Below are 21,316 nucleotides of genomic sequence, written 5' to 3'. Positions count from 1 at the left end.
CACCACCCTGCCAGAGGAGGTGGCGACGCTCGGGCGCGCCCTAGGCTGCACGCATGGAGTCCCACGCAGCCGCCGACCGGATCGCGGTGATGATCGACGCCGACAACACGCGGCCGGCCTATGCAGACGAGGTGCTGGGCGAGGTCGCGAAGTACGGCGACCCGACGATCCGGCGCGTGTACGGCGACTGGACCAACCCGCACCTCACCCAGTGGGCGCGCAAGCTCAACCGCCTCGGCCTGCGCGCGATGCACCAGAACGCCTACACGTCCGGCAAGAACTCCACCGACCTCGCGCTCGTGATCGACGCGATGGACCTGCTGTACGACGGCAACGTCGAGGCGTTCGCGCTGGTCACCAGCGACAGCGACTTCACCAGCCTCGCCCACCGCCTGCGCGAGTCGGGCAAGAAGGTCTACGTGCTCGGGGAGAACAAGGCGCCGGAGTCGCTGCGCAACGCCTGCGACAAGTTCATCGACCTCGCGGTGGTCGCCGACCGGCCCGGCGACGGCGAGGACGCCGACGACGACGCCGACGACGCGGGCGAGGCGGACACCCCCTCGATCAACCTGCAGAGCGCGCTCACCCGCGCGGTCAACGCGGTCTCCGACGACGAGGGTTGGGCGCTCCTCCCCGCCCTGGGCAACCAGCTGGTCCGCACCCACCCGTCCTTCGACGCGCGAAACTTCGCCGGTCCGGGCGCGCGGCTGAGCACCCTCATCACCGCCCAGCCCTACCTGGAGACCTCCGGCAACGGCAACGCGCTGCGGGTGCGGCTCAAGGGCCACAAGCCGACCGGCCGGAAGGCGCCTGACAAGAACGTGCCCGACAAGGAGGCGCCCACCCAGGCACCGCCCAAGGCGGCGCCGCCGAAGGTCACCACCACCAAGCGCACCGCCAAGCGGGCGTCGAGCAAGAAGGCCTGACGCGTCACAGTTCAGTCACGGCCGGAACCGGCCCGCGCGGCGGCGGCGTCGGACGGCCATGACCCTCACCGCGACCCGCTCCCGCACCGCGGGACTCCTCACCGCCCTCACCATGACGGCCCTGCTGGCCGCCTGCTCCGCCGACGACAGCGGCAGCGACGCCGTCTCCGGGGACGTCTCGAGCGAGACGTCCAGCGACACGGCCGGGAGCTCGTCCGGGAGCTCATCGGAGAGTGGCGCCGGACGGTCCGCTACGCAGTCGGACGCCGGCGGCTCGTCGGACGACTCCACGGGTGGGTCGTCCGAAGCCTCGAGCGGGCAGGACGGCCCGACCACCCCCGAGCTGCAGCGCTCGGTCATCTCGAGCGGCACCGTCTCGCTCGCCGGCGAGGACGTCCGGGCGACTCGCCAGGACGTGCAGCGCGTCGTCGACGCGCAGGGCGGCGAGATCACCGACGAGACCACCGAGACCGACGCCGAGGGTGACACCTCCTACGTGCGGATGGTGGTGCGGGTGCCGAGCCGGAAGTTCGGCGAGACGATGTCCGCGCTGGAGCAGGTCGGAGTGCTGCGCTCGTCCGACCGCGGCTCCGACGACGTCACCACCCAGGTCATCGACAACGGCGCCCGCGTCCGCGCACAGGAGGCCAGCCTGCGACGCGTCGAGCTGTTGCTCGCCGACGCCCGCGACCTCAAGGACGTCATCTGGATCGAGTCGCAGCTCACCGGCCGGCAGGCCGAGCTGGACTCGCTGAAGTCCCAGCAGTCGTGGCTGGCCGACCAGACCTCGCTGTCGACCATCACGGTCGACATCACCACCCACCAGGTCGTCGAGGACGAGCCCGAGGAGGAGCGGCCGACGGGATTCCTCGCCGGGCTCGACGGCGGCTCGAAGGCCATGGGGACGCTGTTCACCATCGTGACCACGATGGTCGGCGCGCTGCTGCCCTTCGCCGCGGTGGCCGCAGTGTTCGGGCTGCCGGTCTGGCTCGTCGTACGCCGTCGCCGGACCGCCGCGTCGCGAACGCCCGCCGCGTAGACGCGCGGACACGACCCGTCCCACGCCTGCGGCGCCAGGCGTGGGACGGGAGTCCGGCCGAGGGTTCTGTCCGCGTGTCTACGCGTCAGTCAGTGTGCACCCTCAGGCCGGGACGCCCTCGGGGACGGGCTCCAGCGTCGGATCGGCGCTGTCGAGTCCACGGCCGCGGGTCTCGGGCAGGAACCGCGCGCAGGTCAGCGAGATCACGGCGACCGCCACGTTGTAGGTCGCGACCCACCACAGGGTCCCGTCACCGCGGGTGACCAACCACGCCGCGATGAGCGGCGTCAGCCCGGACGCGAGGATGCCGGAGACCTGGTAGAGCGTGCTGAGGGCGGTGTAGCGGTACCGGGTGTCGAACAGCTCGGACCAGAAGGCAGCGAGCGGCCCGTAGACCGTCCCGTAGATGACGCCGAGGCCGACGACGAAGACGAGCGAGATGGCCCAGCGGTTCTCGGTCTGCACGAGGAAGGCCGCCGGGAAGGCGAACAGCAGGCCGATCCAGGCCCCCACCCGGTAGACCGGCTTGCGCCCCACCCGGTCGCTCAGCGCTCCGGCGATCGGCACCAGCACGACCCCGAGCGCCGCCCCGACCAGGATCGCGTCCAGGGCCCAGCTGCGCGGCAGCTCGAGGTTGGTCGCCACGTAGGCGAGCAGGTAGACCGAGAAGAGGTTGAAGGTGAAGCCCTCGATGTAGCGCGTGCCCATGCCGAGCAGCAGCGGCCGGGGCTGCTCACGCAGCAGGTCGCGCAGCGGGAGTCGCGAGATCTCCTTGCGCTCCTGGACCTTGGCGAACTCCGGGGTCTCCATGACGGAAAGTCGGATGTAGGCGCCGATGCCGAGCAGCGCGATGCTCACCAGGAAGCAGGCGCGCCAGCCCCAGGCGAGGAAGGCCTCCTCGGGCAGCATCCCGGCCAGGGAGAAGGCGCCGGCGGCCAGGACGAGCCCGCCGGGCACGCCGATGTGGGCGAAGCTGCCGTAGAAGCCTCGGCGCTCGGCAGGGGCGTACTCCACGGCGAGCAGCACCGCGCCGCCGTACTCACCGCCCACGCCGATGCCCTGCAGCACCCGCAGCAGCACCAGGGCGATCGGCGCCCAGACGCCGATCTGGTCGTAGGTCGGCAGCATGCCGATCAGCGCGGTGCCGACGCCCATGATGACCAGGGTCAGCAGGAGCATCTGCTTGCGCCCGATGCGGTCGCCGTAGTGGCCGAAGATCAGGCCGCCGATCGGTCGGGCGAAGAACCCGACGGCGAAGGTCGCGAAGGCCGCGAACTGCGCGGCCGGTCCGTCCAGGCCGTTGAAGTAGAGCTTGTCGAAGACCACTGCGGCGGCGGTGCCGTAGAGGAAGAAGTCGTACCACTCGATCGTGGCGCCGACGGCCGAGGCCAGTGCGACGCGGCGCGGGGACGGGGGTACGTCGGCGGCCACGCCGGTGTGCTTGCCCTTGTTCTTGGGGTCCCCGCGGCGTTGTTCGGCGGAGGAGCGGAGCGGGGGAGGCGAAGAAGGTCGTGGGGTGTTCATCATGCGGCGTCCTCCGCGTCGTCGCGTGACGCGGTGGCGGAGTCGGACTCGCGGGTGCCCCGGTCGACCTCGGCGCCGTTGATCCGGCCGTCGAGGCGGGCGGGGTCGAGGTCGTCGCGGTGCAGCTTGGCGAAGGCCGAGCGGTGGAACACGAGAGGGTGCTCGCCGTCTCCCCCGCCGACGTCGTGCACCTCGAGCAGCACGATGACGTGGTCGCCGGCGACGACCTCCTCGTGCAGGGAGCAGTCGTAGGTCGCGACGGCCTCGTCGAGCAGCACCGCCCCGTTGCCGGTGACCTTGAACGGCAGGCCGTCGAAGCGCTCCTCGCGCGGGCCGGCCAGCTGCCGGCACACCGCGTCGTGGTGGTCGGCCAGCACGCTGATGCCGAGGTGCTCGGCCTCACGCAGCAGCGGCCAGGTGGAGCTCGAGGTGGCGATGGAGAACGACACGAGCGGCGGGTCGATGCTCACGGAGGTGAACGACGACGCGGCGATCCCGGTCAGCTGTCCCTTCACCGACGCCGCGACGGCGACGACCCCGGAGGGGAAGGCGCCGAAGGCGTCGCGCAGGGCGCGCTGGTCGATGGCCGGGACGGACGCGTGGTGCGGGTGGGCGTGTGCGGTCATGCGGACGACACCTCCAGGGAGGGGGCGGGAGCGGGCAGGGTCGGCAGGAGCTGCTGAGCGGTGGCGAACCACGCGTCGTACGTCTCGGGCCGGTCGTGCTCGGAGTCGAGGACGTAGAGCCCGCGGGTCGGCACGGACGCGCCCAGCTCGACGAGGAGCGGGCGGAGCCCGTGCTCGGTGGCGAGCGAGTGCACCGGCGACGCGCCGAGCATCAGCGGGATCGCGGTCACGCCGCCGAGCCCCTGGTGGGGGAAGCGGTCGAGGAACGCCTTGAGCAGCCCGGTGTAGGTCGCCTTGTAGGTCGGGCTGGCGACGACCACGACCAGGCTGGAGGCGACCTCCTCGACCAGCTCGGTGACGCGTGGCGCAGCCCAGTCGAAGAGCTCCGAGGCATGGTCGGCGAGGTCGACCACGAGGTCGGCACCACCGAGCCGGTCGGCGAGGATCAGTGCGGACTCGTACGTGCGGGAGCGTGGCTTGGGGTTGCCGACCACGACGGCGACTCTGTTGTTCACGAGGCGGCCCGCTGGCCGCCGAAGGGCACGGACGCGCTGGCGGCGACCGGGGCCGGGTTGGTCCACAGGCCGCGCTTCGCCAGGATCGGGAGCACGCCCTCGCCGAAGTGGTAGGCGCCCTCGAGGTGCGGGTAGGCCGAGAGCACGAACTCCTCGATGCCGAGCGCGGCGTACTCCTCGACCCGGTCAGCCACCTCCTCGTGGCTGCCGACGAGCGCGGTGCCGGCCCCGCCGCGGACCAGGCCGACGCCGGCCCAGACGTTGGGGTGGATCTCCAGGCCGTCGCGCGAGCCGTTGTTGAGGGCGAGCATGTTCTGCTGGCCGACGGACTCCGACCTCTTCAGGCCCTCCTGCACACGGCGGATCTCGGCGTCGTCGATGCCCTCGAGCAGGCGGTCGGCCTCGGCCCACGCCTCCTCGGAGGTGTCTCGGTTGATGGTGTGCATGCGGATGCCGAAGCGCACCTCGCGGCCCTGCTTCTCGGCGAGCTCGCGGATCCACGCGATCTTCTTCGCCACGGCGGCCGGCGGCTCGCCCCAGGTGAGGTAGACGTCGGCGTGCTTGGCGGACACGAGGCCGGCGGCGGGCGACGAGCCGCCGAAGTAGATCTCCGGGACAGGGTCGGGCAGCTGCTGCAGGCGCGCCTGCTCCACCCGCAGGTGGCGGCCGGCGAAGGTGACCTCGTCGCCGGTCCAGAGCCGCCGGACGATCTCGAGGAACTCGTCGCAGCGCTCGTAGCGCTCGTCCTTGTCGAGGAAGTCGCCGTAGGCGCGCTGCTCGTGGGACTCGCCCCCGGTCACCACGTTGAGCAGCAGCCGGCCGCCGGAGAGGTTCTGGAAGGTGGCGGCCATCTGGGCGGCGAGCGTCGGCGAAGTCATCCCCGGCCGGAAGGCGACGAGGAACTTCAGCCGCTCGGACAGCGGCGCCAGCATCGCGGTGGTCAGCCACGCGTCCTCGCACCAGGCGCCGGTCGGCGTCAGCGCGGCCTCGAAGCCGAGCTGCTCGGCGCTGCGGGCGATCTGCCCGAGGTAGGGGACGCTCGCGGGGCGTCCGCCGGCGCCGTGGGAGACGCCGTGGCCGCCGCTGACGACCTGCCGGCCGTCGCCGCCGTTGGTGGGCAGGAACCAGTGGAACTTCATCGATGATCCTTTCGCGGGGTCAGAGCTGGCCGTGGTTGGGCGGCGGCGTGCCGTCGGCGACGTACCTGCCGAGGTGCTGCACCTTCCAGGCGGCCGGGTCGTGCAGGGTGTGGGTGCGGGCGTTGCGCCAGTGGCGGTCGAGGTTGAGCGAGTCGAGGGCAGAGCGCGTGCCGGACACCTCGAAGAGCCGGCTCGACACCTCGACGGACACCCGCGCCGAGTGGGCTCGTACGGCGGCCACCGCCAGGCTCGCGGTCGCCGCGCTGTCGGCGGTGAGGTCGGCGTCGGCCGCGTCGACGGCCCGGGCGGCTTCGCGCAGCAGCGCCTCCGAGGCGCGAACGTCGAGCTCCATCTCGCCGAGCGCCTGCACGACGAGCGGGTCGTCGGCCGCCCGGTCCACGCCGGCGTCGGGGTAGGGACGCGACCTGGTGCGGACGAACTCGGCGGCCTCGGTGAGCGCGGCGCGGGCGATGCCGACGTCGAGGGCGGCGTGCAGCACCTGCGCGAAGGCGCCGTAGGTCTGCGGACCCTCGAAGGTCAGGTGGTAGGGCGTGATCCGGTCGGCGGTCACCTCGACCTGGTCCAGCTGCACGGTGCCGCTGGCCGTCGTGCGCTGGCCCATCCCGTTCCAGTCGTCGGTGACGCTGACGCCGGGGGCCTGGCGCTCGACCCAGGCCACGTGGAGCGGACCGGTGCCGGGGGCGGCCAGCGTGTCCTGTCGGGCGAGCACCGGGATCCAGTCGGCGAAGAGAGCGCCGGTGCTGTAGCCCTTGGTGCCGCTGAGCGTCCAGCGCCCGTTGCCGGCCGGCGTGAGCGCGGTGCGGATGTCGCGCACGTGCTTGGTGCCGACCTCGGACTGCGCGTTGCCGAAACGCTTGCCGGTCAGCACCTCACGGAAGAAGAACCACCGCTGCTCGGGCGTGCCCTGGTGGCGCAGTGCGTTGACGTACACGAAGTGGCTGTTCGGCACCTGGGCCACGCTCGGGTCGCCGCTCGCGAGGATGCGGAACACCTCGGCCAGCGTCTCGACCGGGAGCCCGGCGCCACCGTGCTCGGTCGGCACCGTGACCGCGAGCAGGCCGGAGGCCGAGAGGCGGTCCAGCTCGCGCCCGGGGAGCAGGCGGTCGCGGTCGCGCTCGAGCGACGTGGCTGCGAGCTCGGCGGCGATCTCCGTGGCGACCGCGATCGCCGCGTCGTGGGACAGCACCGGCACGGTCTCTTGCGCAGGGCCGTCGTAGGACGTCGGGGTTCCCGCGGCGTTGTTCGGAGGAACGGAGCGGGGAAGAAGGACGTCGTGGGGTGTCGTCATGCCACGCGCTCCTGCTCGGCAGCCTCGAGCTCACGCACGATCGGCAGCACGTGCTCGCCGAAGTGCTCGACCTCCTCCTGGAAGTGCAGGAACCCGAGGAGGAAGAGGTCGACGCCGCGGCGCTTGAACTCCATCATCCGGTGGGCGACCTGCTCGGGGGTGCCGACCAGGCCGGTGCGGAAGCCGTCGTTGTACTGCACGAGGTCGCGGAAGTCGGAGTCCTGCCACATCCCCTTCTTGTCGCCGGCCGACTGGCCGGCCTGCTTGACCGCGTTGCCGAAGCCCTCGACGGCCTCGGGGTTGGCCTTGGCGATGATCTCCTCGAGCGTCGCGTGGGCCTCCGCCTCGGTGTCGCGGGCCACCATGAAGCCGTTGACGCCGATCTTCACGGTGCGTCCCGCGGTGGCGGCCGAGGCCCCGACGCCGGCGATCTGCTCGGCGATCCCGTCGGGAGTGTTGCCGTTGGCGAAGTACCAGTCGGAGACACGGCCGGCGACGCCCTGGGCGACCGTGGAGTTGCCGCCCTGGAAGACCTCCGGGAGCGGGCGGCCGGGCAGGTCCAGCGGCTTCGGCTTCATGTCGAAGTCGCGCAGCTGGAAGAAGTCGCCGTGGAACTCGGCGTGGTCGTCGGTCCAGATCTCGCGTACGTAGGAGATGAACTCCTCGGCCATCCGGTAGCGCTCGCCGTGCTCGAGCCAGCGCACGCCCATGCTGGTGGCCTCGTCCTTGAACCACCCAGAGACCACGTTGATGGCCGCGCGACCGTTGCTGAGGTGGTCGGCGGTGGCGATGAACTTCGCCAGCACGCCGGGGTGCCACATGTAGGGGTGCACCGCCGAGATGACCTTGAGCCGTTCGGTGGCGAGGAGGAGCGCGAGGCTGAAGCTGGTCGCCTCGTGCTGGTGCGCGGCGCCGTACGACGCGGTGTAGCGCACCTGCGTCAGGGCGTATTCGAAGCCATTGTTCTCAGCGGTCTGCGCCAGGCGCTTGTTGTACTCGTAGTCCCAGCCGGTGCGCTGCTCGATGTCCGAGATCACCAGGCCCCCGGAGACGTTGGGGACCCAGTAGGCGAACTGGAGCGGCTCGGTGGTCGCGACGGGTGACGTGCTCATGGCTCTCCTCTGTGCGCACAAACTCTATCGATCTTGTAGACAAACGTAGCAGCGTCAGTCCCCCACCCGGGGACCGACGTCGCGCGGGGATGTCGAGGGGGTGGAAGGTGATGCCTTGCAGGCAATGCAAGGCACCGCCCTCCACCCCCTCCGGAGCCGGTGCGTGACCGGTCGGTCCCAGGTGGCCTCAGCCGGTGGCGTCGCCGGAGCGGGGCCGCGTGTCCTCCCAGTCCTGGCGACGGCGGGTCCCGCCGATCGACCAGGCGTACGGCGGCGGCGTGCCGTTGACGACGTGGGCGCCGACGACCCGGGCCTTGAGGATGCGCGGGTTGTGCGAGGCGACCGTGCGGGCGTTGCGCCAGTGGCGGTCGAGCGCGAGGGGCCGGGCGGTCGCAGAGGCCCCCAGGGCGTCGAAGAGGTCGGAGGTGGCCCGCAGGACCAGCTCGGAGACCGCGACCTGGGCGGTGGAGGACTCGATCTCGCTCGTCTCGACGAGGGCCGCGATCTCCTCGGCGCTCGCGAGGGGCGCGTCCGCGACGGCCTGGATGCTGCCCGCGACCCGCAGGGTGGCGGCCTCGGCGGCGTAGACCGCCGCGGCGATCCCGCCGACCAGCGCCAGCACCTGGGCGTCGTCGCGCACGCGCGGCGCGTTGGCGTGCGAGAAGTTGCGGGTGCGCTTCTGCACGGCCTCGACCACGTCGCGGAGCGCCGCCTTGGCGATGCCGGTGAGCGTGGCGAGGAGGTTCAGCTGGTAGAACGCGGTCTGGTAGGGGAACCGGTCCTCGAACGGCAGCACGTGGTCGGCCGGGACGCCGACGTTGTCGAACGTGGTCGTGCCGCTGCCGGTGCCCTTCTGACCGAAGCCGTTCCAGTCGTCGACGGTGCGCACGCCCGGGTCGCGGGTGTCGACCAGGGCGATCGCGGTGGGGTCCTCCACCTCGTCGGGGTGCCCGGGCCGCGCGACGCGCGCGTGCACGTCGGTCCACTCCGCGAAGATCGTGCCGGTCGTGTAGTACTTCGTGCCGTCGAGCCTGTAGGACCCGTCCGCCCGCGGGCGGAGGACCGTGCGCGGCAGGTCGATGTCGGAGCCGACCTCCGACCAGGCGTTGCCGGCCATCTCGCCGGCGACGAACCGGTCGAACCACACCCGCTGGTCGCTCGTGCGGGCGTGGTGCCACAGCCGGTCCTCGACCAGGGCGAAGTGCCCGCGGAAGGCCTGCGGCAGGTTGGCGTCGACGGCTGCGAGCTCGATCCACAACCGGGTGAGGTCGACGAGGTCGAGCCCGCCGCCGCCGGACGCGGCCGGGACGCGCAGCGCGCCGAATCCCTCGGACTTGAGCAGGCGCACGGCCTCGACGGGCAGCTCGCCGTCCACCTCGCGCTGGAGGGCGCCCTCGGCGACGGCGTCGAGGACGGGCGCCCACTCGGCGAGCAGGTCGTCGGAGGCACCGCCGGTCCGGCCCCCGGGGTGGCCGGATCGGTCGGACCGGGCGGTGTGGTCGGCGTTCGCGGTGCGGTCGGAGCGGTCGGTCCGGCGTTGGGTGGGCCGGACACGCAGGGTGGTCATGGGTGAGTTCCTCCCGTTTTGTATAGTTACTTAGTAGACTTTAGGGAATCGACGTCGCGGACACGAACTCCCGGTAGCAGGTTTTGCCGTCCACCCGCGACGCGACCGACCCGACAGCCCCACCCAGACAGCCAGACCAGACCCCCCGGCAGGAGCAGAGCGTGCGGATCGAACAGCTGGAGTACCTCGCGGCGGTGACCGAGCACGGCTCGCTGCGCCGCGCGAGCGAGGCGATGCACATCTCCCAGCCGGCGCTGAGCGAGGCGGTGACCAAGCTGGAGAAGGAGCTGGGCACGACGCTGCTCGACCGACGGCGCACCGGGTCGCGGATCAGCCGGCAGGGACTCGACCTGCTCCAGAACATGACCGAGGTCCTCGAGGCGGTCGACCGGCTGCGGCAGGCCGCGGGCCAGCAGTCCGCACGACGACGCGACCTGCGCATCGGCACGGTCGTCACCGCGTCCGCCAGCCTCCTCGCCCCCGCCCTGCGGGACCTGCACGCCCGCCACGGCTCCGGCGGGGTCGAGGTCGTCAACGGTCGGCAGGTCGACATCCAGCAGGGTCTCGCCGAGGGATCGCTCGACCTGGGCCTGGTCAACGTCCTGCCCGGCGACGAGGTGCCGCCGACGCTCGTCGCGGACCGGCTCATCGAGGGCACGCCGGTCGCCTGCCTCCCCGTCGGGCACCCGCTGACCGCCAAGGAGCGGGTCACCGTGGACGACCTCCGCGCCGAGCCGCACGTCCTCATGCGGCCCGGCTTCGTGATGCACCGCTACGCGCACCGTCTCTTCGCCGGCAGCCTGCCGGGCACGACGTACGCCACCGACGGCGCCGAGATGGGGAAGGCCATGGTGGCCGCCGGGCTCGGCATCTCGGTGCTGCCCGACTTCTCGATCGTCGCCGACCCGCTCGTCGAGGCGGGCGTGCTCACCACCCGTCCCATCCAGACCGACCAGACGACGGTGACGCTGCTGATGCTGCGCCGTCGGGCCGAGCGGGTGCCCGAGCCGCTGCGCGACCTGCAGCGGGCCCTGGTGCGCCAGGCCCGGATCTACCTGTCCTCGATCGAGCTGCCGGCGACTGCGTCAGACCCGGCCACCGACGCCCCGGCGGAGCGGGTCGCGGACCTGACGCCGGTGACGCCGATCAGCCGCGGCGCATAGCAGGCGAGAGATCGGCCGATCAGGGCTGGTAGCCGTGCACGAACTCGGTCAGCGCCGCGAGCTGACCCGGGTCGGTCGACGGGATGACGCCGTGCCCGAGGTTGAAGATGTGGCCCTTGGCGCGACGTCCGGCCTCGATGATCTCGGCCGCCCGCGCGGTCATCACCTCGGTGGGCGCGAAGACCAGGGTCGGGTCGAGGTTGCCCTGCACCGCCCGGTCGCCCACCAGCGGGATCGCGTGCTCCAGCGGCGTACGCCAGTCGACACCGACCACGTCGGCGCCGGCCTCGCCCATCAGGCCGAGCAGGTTGCTGGTGCCGACGCCGAAGTGGATCCGCGGCACGCCGAGCTCACCCGCCGCAGCGAGCACCCGGTCGGAGTGCGGCATGACGGAGGCGCGGTAGTCGGCCGCGGTGAGGGCGCCGGCCCACGAGTCGAAGAGCTGCACGGCCGAGGCCCCGGCCTCGACCTGGATGCGGAGGTAGGCCGCGGCGATGCCGGCGATCTTGCGCATCAGCGCGTCCCACACGTCGGGGGCGCCGAACATCATCGCCTTGGTCTTCGCGTGCTCCTTCGACGGCCCGCCCTCGACGAGGTACGACGCCACGGTGAAGGGCGCGCCGGCGAAGCCGATCAGCGGCGTGGCACCGAGCTCGGCCACGAGCTGGCGCACGGCCTGCGAGATGTAGGGGACGTGCTCGGGCGTCAGGTCGGGGATGGCCTCGACGTCGGCGAGGGTGCGCACCGGTGAAGCCACGACCGGGCCGACGCCCGGCTTGATGTCGAGGTCGACGCCGACCGCCTTGAGCGGCAGCACGATGTCGGAGAAGAAGATGGCCGCGTCCACGCCGTAGCGACGTACGGGCTGCAGGGTGATCTCGGTGACCAGGTCGGCGTCCATGCAGGACTCCAGCATCCCGATGCCCTCGCGCACCTTGAGGTACTCCGGCAGGGAGCGACCGGCCTGACGCATGAACCAGACCGGGGTGTGGGACGGCGTCTCGCCGCGCGCCGCCGCGAGGAAGGGGCTCCGGGCCAGTCCGGGATGGGGCGTGCGCACAGCGTCGGTCACCCGCGAATCTTCGCAGGTCAGGCGGCGTGGCGGCACATCGGCGAAGCCGGGCGCTGGCCTACTCTGACCTCATGGTGGCCCGTCACGAGACCCACCCGGGCAACGCTGCCGCGGCTGGGCCCGCGGAGTTCCGCGCGGCTGTGGAGTCGATGCGTCGGGCCTCGCTGCGCCCTGAGGTCTTCTGCGAGGAGATGCCCGCGCCCCAGCGGATCGCGCCGTGGTCGTCGGCGCTGAGCGGCGACGTCACGGTCGACGAGGAGGACCTCGGCACCGGGCGGCTGATCCTGCTGCACGACCCCGCCGGCAACGACGCGTGGGACGGCACCTTCCGCTGCGTGGCCTACGCCCGCGCCGACATCGACCCCGAGCTCGGCTCCGACCCGATGCTGGCCGCCGTCGGTTGGTCGTGGCTGGTCGAGGCGCTCGACGCCCACGGGGCCGGCCACCACGCCGCGTCCGGGACGGTCACGTGCGTCACCACCGAGAGCTTCGGCGGGATGGCCGACGAGGCCGGCACCGCCCAGGTCGAGATCCGCGCCTCGTGGACCCCCGACGTCGACGAGGACGGAGGGCTCGACATGAGCGCGCACGTCGAGGCGTGGGGCGAGCTGATGTGCACCGCGGTCGGGCTGCCGCCGGTGCCCGAGGGCGTGACGGCCATCCCCAGCCGGCGCGGGCAGCGCGGCACCTGACCTGATGCCCGACAACGCGGACCACTCCCCCGCCGGAGCCCGACTCGAGGGCGAGCCGGACGACCCCGTCGACACCGGCACCGGACCCGATACCGGGCTGGACGGGACGCCCGTCGAGGACGACACCCCGCCCCCGCCGCCTGCTCCGCTGCTCGAGCTGCGCGACGGCCTCCCCGACGTGGTCGACACCGACGAGGGCCTGCTGGAGGCGTGCGCCGCGCTGGCCGCGGCGACCGGTCCGGTCGCCATCGACGCCGAACGGGCGTCCGGCTACCGCTACTCCAACCGCGCCTACCTCATCCAGCTGCGCCGCGAGGGGGCCAGCACGTGGCTCGTCGACCCGATCGGGATGACGACCCTGGCCCCGCTCCAGGAGGCCCTCGAGGGCACCGAGTGGATCCTGCACGCCGCGACGCAGGACCTGCCGTGCCTGCGTGAGGTGGGCCTCACCCCGACCAGCCTCTTCGACACCGAGCTCGCCGGCCGCCTCCTCGGCTACCCCCGCGTCGGTCTCGCCACCCTGGTGGAGACGGTGCTGGGGCAGCGGATGCGCAAGGAGCACTCCGCGGCCGACTGGTCGACGCGCCCGCTGCCCACGCCGTGGCTCGAGTACGCCGCTCTCGACGTCGAGGTCCTCGTCGAGCTCCGCGACCACATGGCCACCGAGCTCGAGCGGGCCGGCAAGGCGGAGTGGGCGCGCCAGGAGTTCGACCACCTGCTGGGCTTCGAGCCGGCCGTCCGGGTCGACGCGTGGCGTCGTACGTCCGGGGTGCACCGGCTGCGCGGGCGGCGCGCCCTCGGTGCGGCGCGGGCGCTGTGGGAGGCCCGCGACTCCATCGCCGCTGAGCGCGACGTGACCCCCGGGCGGATCCTGCCCGACTCGGCCATCGTGGTCGCGGCGACGGCGATGCCGACCGACCGTCGGGAACTGCTGGCGACGCAGGGCTTCCACGGCCGAGGGGCGAGCCGCTACGCGCCCGCCTGGGTCGAGGCGCTGCGCCAGGTCCGCGAGATGGAGGAGGACGACCTCCCCACCCGCGCACCGCGCGGCGACGGCCCGCCGCACCCGCGCACCTGGGCCGAGCGCGAGCCGGTCGCCGACCGCCGCTTCAAGGCCGCGCGCGAGGCGATGCTCAACCTCGCCGAGGTGCACCACCTGCCGGTGGAGAACCTCCTCACCCCCGACTACCTCCGCCGGCTCATGTGGGCGCCTCCGGCGACCCGGGAGCCGGCCGAGCTGGCCGAGGCCGTCCGCGCCCAGCTGGCGTCGTACGGCGCCCGGCCCTGGCAGGCCGGGCTGGTCACCGGCGCGCTGGTCGGCGCGATCCTCGGCGCCGAGCGCGACTAGGGACACGCCCTAGCGCCGTCTACTCCGACGGGGACTCGCTCGGGTCCTCCGTGGGCTCGGGCGTCTCGGTCTCCTCGGGCGAGAGGATCTCCTGGGAGGCCAGGTCGATCTCCTCGGTCGTCGCCTCGAGGTCCAGCGGGCCGGGGGCCGTGACGAGCTGCTCGAGCAACGGCGTGACCGCCTCGATGAGCTCCTCGCGCTGGTCGATGAACGGCGGCACCACCATGTAGCGGATGCTCTGGTTGTAGACCTCGGCGCTGGCCGGCTCGTCGTCGGGCGCGAGGAACTCCGGCGAGGCGGCGACCGAGGTGTTGGCCGGGACGATGTAGCCGGTCGAGGCGACGGTCGCGATCGCCGCGTCGGAGACGGCGTAGGCGATGAAGTCGGCGGCGTCGCCGGTCACCTCGGAGTCCGCCGAGATGCACAGCCCGCTGATGTCGCCGACGGTGGCGCGCGTGTCGATGGTCGGCATCGGCAGCACGTCGAAGTCGAGGTCGTCGGCCTCGCGCATCTCCGGGACGAGGTTGCGGAAGCCGGCGACCATTGCGAGCTCGCCGCGCTTGAAGAGCTGGACGGGCGTCGCCCGGGCGAGCTGGGCGTTGGTCGGCGTCAGCGACGAGTCGCGGAGGATGAAGAGCGTCTGGCTCAGCGCTTCGCGCGTGTTGTCGTCGGAGAAGGCCAGGGACGTCGGCTCCTGGTCGTCGTCGAAGACCTGGCCGTCGCCGGAGTAGATGAACGGCGCCAGCCCCTGCAGCGTCGGGTCGATCCAGACGCCGCGCGGGTCGCCGCGCCGCGACGCGAAGCGGGCGGCCGCCTCGAACTCGGCCAGCGTCCAGCGCTCGCGCTTGCCCTCGTCGGTGACGCTCGGGACGTCGAGCCCCCGCCGCTCCATCTTGTCGAAGTCGACGAGGTCGGTGTTGTAGTAGACGACCATCGGGGAGACCGAGTAGGCCATGCACTGGAGCTCGTCGTCCATCGCGAAGGCGTCGACGGCGTCGCGGGAGAACCGGTCGCCGAAGTCGACGCCGCGCTCGTCGAGCAGCAGGCTCACCGGCTGCAGCGCCTCGCCGTCGACGAGCTCGTCGAGGTCGATGCGCGAGGTGAGGAAGGCGTCGGGCGCGTTGCCGGCGAGCACGTCGGCGAGCGCGGACTCGTGGTCCGGCCACGACTGCAGGGTGACCTTGCGGGTCGTGGAGGAGGCATTGAACGAGTCCACGACGCTCTGGAAGGCCGCGACCTCCTCGTCGGTGCCGTAGGCGCCGAAGGTGACCTCGCGCGGCTTCTCCGTCGGCTTGCCGGACTGCCCGTTGCTCGGCGACCGGGTCGGCTCGGGGTCGGGCTCGGCGTCACCGGAGCACGCAGCCGTCGTCAGGGCGACCGTGAGGGCCGTCGCGAGCAGGGCACTGCGGCGGAAGGAGGGGCGAGACACGCGCAGACCCTATCCGGACAGACCACGCCTGGCCTCGACGACGGCAGTGAAGATCGTCTCGTCCAGCGCGGCTCCCTCCCGTCGTACGCCGTCGCGCTCGAGGCGGATCAGCCGGTCGAGGCGCACCTCGCTGGGCCGGCCCTGGGAGTCCCACCCGCCGGTGCCGACGTCCATCCAGTGCCGACCCCAGCGGGCCTCGTCCTCGGCGTCGCGGTCGTGGTCCTGGCTGCTGAGCATCAGCCCGACCCAGCCGTCCCCGTCGGTGTCGAGGACCAGGACGGGCCGGTCCTTGCCCTGGCTCGGGTCGTCCTCGTAGGGCACCCAGGCCCACACCACCTCGCCGGGGTCGGGCTCGCCGTCGCGCTCGGGGGCGTACGTCGCGCCGGGACCGGACGCCGGGGCGGGCGTGGTGCCGGTGGCGGTCGTGCCAGTCCGGGAGATGCCCGAGAGGAAGGCGCCGATGCGCTTGCCGATGCTCACCCCGGGAGCCTAGACCGGACGCCGACATCACCTGGGGTGAGTGAGTGCGCCGGACCGGGAGCGCCTCACGGCGCGTGGCCGCTCGTAGCGGCTAATTTTGGGACCCGGGGCTGCCACAGCCCGACGCACTCAGGGGATATTTTAACGCCTCAGGCGAGCTTGTCCCTGATTTCCACGTGTCCGGCGGCCTCGAGCTGCTCCGACAGGGCCAGCATCCGGGTGATCTCCCCGTGCGAGGCGGAGCCGAGGGCGGCACGGCCGGCGGCGACGATGCGGGCGAAGGCGGCGGCGCGGAAGAGGGTGACCGCGAAGTCGCCGCGGGTGATCCCGCGCAGCACCTCGTCGACCATCCGGCGCAGCTCGTCGGGGCCGGGCGGGTCGGCGACCCCCGCGACGACGCGAGCGACGTCGACGCGACGCTGCCCGGCCTCGTAGTCCCGGACCACCCGGTCGGGGTCGGCGTGCACCCACGAGCGGAGCAGGAACAGCCGCCAGAGGCTCCCCGCGAGCGTGTCGGCGGGAGCACCCGACCACACCTCCGCGAGCGTCTCGAGTCCCTCGGTGTCGGCGAGGTGGACCACGCGCTCGGCCAGCTCGGGGTCGTCGGACTCACGGGCGCCCCGCACGAGGACGGTCGCGGCCAGGTCTCCGGCCTCGCGCACCTGCGCGGGGTCGGCTCCTCCCACGATGTCGGCGAAGAACCCGTCGCCGGGCGTCATCGGGCGGTGGTGCGTGCGGCCGGTCACCGGTCCAGCCTAGGTCGAGTGCGCAGTCTCGGTGCGACTACTACCTCGAGCGCACTCAACCGGTGCGCGCCATCACCTTGCGGATGCGCTGGTCGCTGACCTTCTCGCGGGTGCCGAGCTGCTGGGCGAAGAGGGAGACGCGGTACTCCTCGAGCATCCACCGCGCGTCGCGCAGGTGCTGCGGCACCGGCTGGCCGTCGGGCAGGGCCGCGACGGCGTGCAGCCACGCCTCCTGGAGGCCCGCGAGCTGGTCCATCAGCTGGCGGTCGCGCGCGACCTGCCCGTCGAGGCGCTCGCGGCGGTGGGTCACGGCACCGAGATAGCGCGGGTAGTCGCGCAGCCGGCGGACGCCCGCGTCCCCCACGAAGCCGGTCGCCATCAGCCGGGAGACCTGCGCGCGCATGTCGGTGAGGGCTGGGAGCGTCATCAGGTCGGCGCGCCCGGAGATCGCCTTGTCGGTGGTGCGCCACGCCTCCAGCACCCGCATCACGTCGTGCACGGCCGGGCCGAGCCCCGACGCGACGGCCTCACGGGAGGCGGCCACCACGGCGTCGTACGCCGTCTCGTCACGCACGGTGGGGTGCTGGTCGACGACCTCGCCGACGATGCCGGCGCGCACGTCGGCGAGGAGGTCGGCCACCGACGGGTAGGGCGACCCGACGAGGGCGAGCTTGGCGCGCTGGTCGAGGCCGGCCCCGGCGAGCACCTCGTCGACGGGGTCGGCCGGGCCGAGCGCGAGGAGCACGAGGCGTCGTACGCCGAGTCGGTGGTGCGCCGCGGCCTCGTCGGCCGTGGCGAGCACCTGCAGGCCGACGGTCGCCCCCTCGTCGACGAGGGCCGGGAAGCCCCGGACCTCGTGGCCCGCGCGGCGCTGGACGAACGACTCCTCGACCGTGCCGAAGGTCCATGCCGTCTGGCCGGTGGCGGTCACGCCGGAGTCGGACGCGACGTCGGCCATCGCCTGCTCGAAGGTGGGCCGCAGCGGCTCCTTGAGCGCGTCGAGGTCCTTGCCGCGACCGGCCTCGGCGCCCTTCTCGGTCATCACCCGGTAGGTCGGTCGCAGGTGGGCCGGGACCTTGGACCAGTCCCACGCCTCGCGCGGGATGACGAGGCTCCGGGTGCTCCGCGCGAACCGCTCGAGTGCGTCGAGCAGCGGCTCGGCCCCCGGTGGCGTCGCGTCGAGGAACTCGCGGGCGGTGTTGGGTGCGGGCACCATCGCGACGCGGAGGTTCTTGGGCAGCGAGCGGATCAGCTCGGTGACCAGCTCCTCACGGAGCCCCGGCACCAGCCACGAGAAGTCGTCGGCCTCGATGCGGTTGAGGGTGGCGACCGGGACGTCGATGGTGAGCCCGTCGTCGGCGGCGCCGGGCTCGAAGTGGTAGCTGATCGGGAACGTCAGCCCGGCCTCGTCGCTGTCGTGCCACTGGGTCGGGAAGTCGTGGGCGCGCACCTCGCCGGCCGTGTCGTGGGTGAGCATCTCGGGGTCGAAGGTGAGCAGGTCGGGCTTCTTCTGCCGCGCGCGCTTCCACCACTGGTCGAAGTGCTGCCCGCTGACGACGTCGGCGCCGACGCGGGCGTCGTAGAACTCGAAGAGGGTCTCCTCGTCGACGACGATGTCGCGGCGTCGGGCCCGGTGCTCGAGCTCCTCGGCCTCCTCGAGGAGGCGGGTGTTCTCGGCGAGGAACCGGTGCCGGGAGTCCCACTCCCGCTGGACGAGGGCGTGCCGGATGAAGAGCTCGCGGGCCAGCGGCGCGTCGATCCGGCCGTACTGCACGAGGCGGTCGGCGACCAGCGGGACGCCGTACAGCGTGACTCGCTCGCGGGCCATCACCGCCGCGCGCTTGCGGGACCAGTGCGGCTCCGAGTAGGTCCGCTTGACCAGGTGGGCGCCGAGACGCTCGGCCCACTCGGCCTTGATGGCGGCGTTCTGCCGGGCCCAGAGGCGCGAGGTCTCGACCAGCTCGGCGCTCATCAGGAAGTCGGGGTTGCGGCCCTTCAGCACGCTGCCGGGGAAGACCGCGAAGCGGGCGTTGCGGGCACCGAGGTACTCCCGCATCGGGCGCCGCTCCCCCGGCTTGCCCTTCTCACGCTCCTCGAGCGCGCCGATGTGGCTGAGCAGGCCGGACAGCAGCGCCTGGTGGATGCCGTCCTCGTCGGGGGTGTCCGACGGGTGGCCCACGTCGAGCTTCATTTCTTTCGCCACCTGGCGCAGCTGGGACTCGTAGTCCTGCCACTCGCGGATGCGCATGTAGTTGAGGTGCTCGCGCTTGCACATCCGGCGGAACGCGCTCGAGGACAGCTCGCGCTGCTGCTGCTTGATGTGGCGCCAGAGGTTGAGCCAGGTGAGGAAGTCGCTGGACTCGTGCTTGAAGCGGGCGTGCTGCTGGTCGGCCTGCGCCCGCTGCTCCTCCGGGCGCTCGCGCGGGTCCTGGATGGACAGCGCGGCGGCGATGACGAGGACGTCGCGCAGGCAGCCGAGGCGCTCGGCCTCGAGGATCATCCGGCCGAGGCGCGGGTCGATCGGAAGCCGGGCAAGCCGACGACCGACGTCGGTCAGGCGGACGCCCTTCCCGCGGTCGTCGGGCTGGGCGGTCACCGCGCCGAGCTCCTCGAGGAGGTCGGTGCCGGCCTTGACGTTGCGGCGGTCGGGCGGCTCGACGAACGGGAAGCGGGCGATGTCACCGAGCCGGAGGGAGGCCATCTGGAGGATGACGCTGGCGAGGTTGGTCCGCAGGATCTCGGGGTCGGTGAACTCCGGGCGCGCCTCGAAGTCCTCCTCGGAGTACAGCCGGATCGCGATGCCCTCCGAGACGCGGCCGCAGCGCCCGGACCGCTGGTTGGCCGAGGCCTGGCTGATCGGCTCGATCGGCAACCGCTGCACCTTGGTACGCACCGAGTAGCGGCTGATCCGCGCGACGCCGGTGTCGACGACGTACCGGATGCCGGGAACGGTCAGCGACGTCTCGGCGACGTTGGTGGCGAGCACGACGCGGCGCACGATCGAGGAGTGGCTGGAGAAGACCTTGTGCTGGTCGGCGGCGCTGAGGCGGGAGTAGAGCGGCACGATCTCGAGGCGGTCGCTCTTGAGCGCGTCGAACGCGTCGGCGGTGTCCCGGATCTCCCGCTCACCCGGCAGGAAGACGAGCACGTCGCCCGGTCCCTCGGCGGACAGCTCGCGGACCGCGTCGAGGATCGCCTCGGTCTGGTCGCGCTGGACCGGGTCGCCCTCCTCGTCCTCCTCCGGCAGCTCGAGGAGCGGGCGGTAGCGGACCTCGACGGGGTACGTACGACCCGAGACCTCGACCACCGGGGCCTTGAAGTGAGCGGCGAAGCGGTCGACGTCGATCGTGGCGCTGGTGATGATCACCTTGAGGTCGGGCCGGCGCGGCAGCAGGCGCCTGAGGTAGCCGAGCAGGAAGTCGATGTTGAGGCTGCGCTCGTGGGCCTCGTCGATGATGATCGTGTCGTACCTGCGCAGGTCGCGGTCGCGCTGCAGCTCCGCCAGCAGGATGCCGTCCGTCATCAGCTTGACCCGGCTCGCGCGGCTGGTGCGGTCAGTGAAGCGCACCTGGTAGCCGACGACGTCGCCGAGCTCGGTGCCGAGCTCCTCGGCGATCCGCTCCGCCACCGACCGGGCGGCGATGCGGCGCGGCTGGGTGTGGCCGATCAGCTGGCCGCCCTCGGCCGACCCGAGGCCGCGACCCAGCTCGAGGCAGATCTTGGGCAGCTGGGTGGTCTTCCCCGAGCCGGTCTCGCCGGCGACGATGACGACCTGGTGGTCGCGGATGGCAGCGGCGATGTCGTCGCGGCGCGCGGAGACCGGGAGCTCGGCCGGGTAGGTGATCTTCACAACGGGCGCCATTCTCGCCCACGGGTGGAAGCGGTTTTCCGACTGCCCATGCTGACGCCTCGAAGGTGGCGGCAGATTGCACCAACCGGACGCCCTCACCTGCGAGGTGCCGCCACCCCCAGGTGACGCGACGCGGAGGTGGCGGCAGATGGCGCCGACCGGGGCCTTTCACCAGCGATGTGCCGCCACCTCGGGCTCAGGAGGCGGAGCCGTCCTCGTCCTCCGGCGCAGTGGTGGGCGGCAGCTGACCCGGTACGCCGCGGGGCCCGCCGTGCATGCCGCCACGGCCGCCCGGGCCGCGGTCGTCGTCGCGCTGGACCCAGCCGTCGCGCCCCGGTCCGTGGTCGTCACCGGTGGCCGCGTCGACAGCGGCGAAGCCGAGACCGCCGACGATGACGCCGGCGAGGGCCGACGCGATCAGCGCCGCGAGCCCGAACGTGCGTCCGCCCTCCCCTCGCGAGCCCCGCCAGGTGCGGAACCGCTCGCGGAGGCCGCGCCTCGCGACCGGCGCCTCCGCTGGGGCGGCCGCGGCCGCTTCCGCCACGGGTGGGGCGGTGGGGATGGCCCCGGCTGCGGGCGGCGTCGCGGCGCTGTCCGGACGGACCGGCTGGGTCTCGTCCTGCTTGTCGTTCTCGCTCATGTCAGGAGCGTCCGCCCCGAACCTGTGACGGGGCTGTGCCTCGGCCGTGAGAAATCTGCCGGAGCATGTCGAGAAGCCCCGCACGGCTCCGTCCCCGGGGTGGACGCAGCCACAATGGGCCGCACCTGACAAGGAGCAC

At 72.6% G+C, this 21,316-nt stretch carries 18 protein-coding genes; 5 read left to right on the top strand and 13 right to left on the bottom strand.

What is annotated here, in order from left to right:
- Nucleotides 1–53 precede the first annotated feature (53 nt).
- Complete coding sequence (locus JOD65_RS07150) at nt 54–926, top strand: NYN domain-containing protein (protein WP_191193083.1); 873 nt, start codon at nt 54–56, stop codon at nt 924–926.
- Between the two features lie 58 nt (nt 927–984).
- Nucleotides 985–1,965 carry a DUF4349 domain-containing protein gene (locus JOD65_RS07145; protein WP_191193084.1) on the top strand — a complete coding sequence of 327 codons (981 nt, stop codon included), beginning with the start codon at nt 985–987 and terminating at the stop codon, nt 1,963–1,965.
- A gap of 102 nt (nt 1,966–2,067) precedes the next feature.
- Here JOD65_RS07145 and JOD65_RS07140 read toward each other — a convergent pair whose 3' ends face one another.
- From JOD65_RS07140 to JOD65_RS07110, 7 genes are all read right to left on the bottom strand, one after another.
- Nucleotides 2,068–3,492, bottom strand: a complete 1,425-nt coding sequence (locus tag JOD65_RS07140; RefSeq protein WP_204811002.1) for an MFS transporter — start codon at nt 3,490–3,492, stop codon at nt 2,068–2,070.
- Nucleotides 3,489–4,115: a flavin reductase family protein gene (locus JOD65_RS07135; protein ID WP_191193085.1), complete on the bottom strand. Its 627-nt coding sequence runs from the start codon at nt 4,113–4,115 to the stop codon at nt 3,489–3,491. Before JOD65_RS07135 ends, JOD65_RS07140 begins: the two co-directional genes overlap by 4 nt.
- Entirely contained in the window at nt 4,112–4,630 is a 519-nt protein-coding gene (locus JOD65_RS07130) for an NADPH-dependent FMN reductase (RefSeq protein WP_191193086.1), read from the bottom strand. The genes JOD65_RS07135 and JOD65_RS07130 overlap by 4 nt, the downstream gene beginning before the upstream one ends.
- Nucleotides 4,627–5,769, bottom strand: a complete 1,143-nt coding sequence (locus JOD65_RS07125; RefSeq protein WP_191193087.1) for an LLM class flavin-dependent oxidoreductase — start codon at nt 5,767–5,769, stop codon at nt 4,627–4,629. The genes JOD65_RS07130 and JOD65_RS07125 overlap by 4 nt, the downstream gene beginning before the upstream one ends.
- 19 nt (nt 5,770–5,788) lie before the next feature.
- The gene (locus JOD65_RS07120; protein ID WP_191193088.1) at nt 5,789–7,078 is read right to left on the bottom strand and encodes an SfnB family sulfur acquisition oxidoreductase; all 1,290 of its coding nucleotides are present in this window, start codon (nt 7,076–7,078) and stop codon (nt 5,789–5,791) included.
- Nucleotides 7,075–8,190: a dimethylsulfone monooxygenase SfnG gene (gene sfnG, locus JOD65_RS07115; protein ID WP_191193089.1), complete on the bottom strand. Its 1,116-nt coding sequence runs from the start codon at nt 8,188–8,190 to the stop codon at nt 7,075–7,077. Before sfnG ends, JOD65_RS07120 begins: the two co-directional genes overlap by 4 nt.
- 187 nt (nt 8,191–8,377) lie before the next feature.
- Nucleotides 8,378–9,757 carry an acyl-CoA dehydrogenase family protein gene (locus tag JOD65_RS07110; protein WP_191193090.1) on the bottom strand — a complete coding sequence of 460 codons (1,380 nt, stop codon included), beginning with the start codon at nt 9,755–9,757 and terminating at the stop codon, nt 8,378–8,380.
- 161 nt (nt 9,758–9,918) lie between these two features.
- Here JOD65_RS07110 and JOD65_RS07105 point away from each other — a divergent pair, with 161 nt between their 5' ends.
- On the top strand, nt 9,919–10,920 hold the full coding sequence (locus JOD65_RS07105) for a LysR family transcriptional regulator (RefSeq protein WP_191193091.1): 1,002 nt from the start codon (nt 9,919–9,921) through the stop codon (nt 10,918–10,920).
- Between the two features lie 19 nt (nt 10,921–10,939).
- On the opposite strand, the gene hemE is transcribed toward JOD65_RS07105, so the two are convergent.
- On the bottom strand, nt 10,940–11,992 hold the full coding sequence (gene hemE, locus JOD65_RS07100; RefSeq protein ID WP_307820997.1) for a uroporphyrinogen decarboxylase: 1,053 nt from the start codon (nt 11,990–11,992) through the stop codon (nt 10,940–10,942).
- A 71-nt stretch (nt 11,993–12,063) separates the two neighbouring features.
- Here hemE and JOD65_RS07095 point away from each other — a divergent pair, with 71 nt between their 5' ends.
- Both JOD65_RS07095 and JOD65_RS07090 read left to right on the top strand, forming a co-directional pair.
- Nucleotides 12,064–12,684 carry a DUF3000 domain-containing protein gene (locus JOD65_RS07095; RefSeq protein ID WP_191193092.1) on the top strand — a complete coding sequence of 207 codons (621 nt, stop codon included), beginning with the start codon at nt 12,064–12,066 and terminating at the stop codon, nt 12,682–12,684.
- Between the two features lie 4 nt (nt 12,685–12,688).
- Nucleotides 12,689–14,032, top strand: coding sequence for an HRDC domain-containing protein (locus tag JOD65_RS07090; RefSeq protein WP_191193093.1), 1,344 nt, complete (start codon nt 12,689–12,691; stop codon nt 14,030–14,032).
- A gap of 19 nt (nt 14,033–14,051) precedes the next feature.
- Here the strand turns inward: JOD65_RS07090 and JOD65_RS07085 are convergent, their stop codons facing one another.
- From JOD65_RS07085 to JOD65_RS07065, 5 genes are all read right to left on the bottom strand, one after another.
- Nucleotides 14,052–15,461 (bottom strand): ABC transporter substrate-binding protein, encoded by a 1,410-nt coding sequence (locus tag JOD65_RS07085; RefSeq protein ID WP_191193094.1) that lies wholly within the window; start codon nt 15,459–15,461, stop codon nt 14,052–14,054.
- Between the two features lie 9 nt (nt 15,462–15,470).
- Nucleotides 15,471–15,941, bottom strand: a complete 471-nt coding sequence (locus JOD65_RS23150) for a type II toxin-antitoxin system PemK/MazF family toxin (RefSeq protein WP_191193095.1) — start codon at nt 15,939–15,941, stop codon at nt 15,471–15,473.
- 149 nt (nt 15,942–16,090) lie between these two features.
- Nucleotides 16,091–16,687, bottom strand: a complete 597-nt coding sequence (locus tag JOD65_RS07075; protein WP_307820996.1) for a hypothetical protein — start codon at nt 16,685–16,687, stop codon at nt 16,091–16,093.
- Nucleotides 16,688–16,742: 55 nt separating this feature from the next.
- Nucleotides 16,743–20,549, bottom strand: a complete 3,807-nt coding sequence (gene hrpA / locus JOD65_RS07070) for an ATP-dependent RNA helicase HrpA (RefSeq protein ID WP_191193096.1) — start codon at nt 20,547–20,549, stop codon at nt 16,743–16,745.
- 184 nt (nt 20,550–20,733) lie between these two features.
- On the bottom strand, nt 20,734–21,177 hold the full coding sequence (locus JOD65_RS07065) for a hypothetical protein (RefSeq protein ID WP_191193097.1): 444 nt from the start codon (nt 21,175–21,177) through the stop codon (nt 20,734–20,736).
- Nucleotides 21,178–21,316 lie beyond the last annotated feature (139 nt).

The organism is Nocardioides cavernae (assembly GCF_016907475.1).
Lineage (GTDB): Bacteria > Actinomycetota > Actinomycetes > Propionibacteriales > Nocardioidaceae > Nocardioides > Nocardioides cavernae.
Note: the sequence above shows the minus strand (reverse complement) of the source record. Positions and strands in the feature narration are given on the sequence as shown.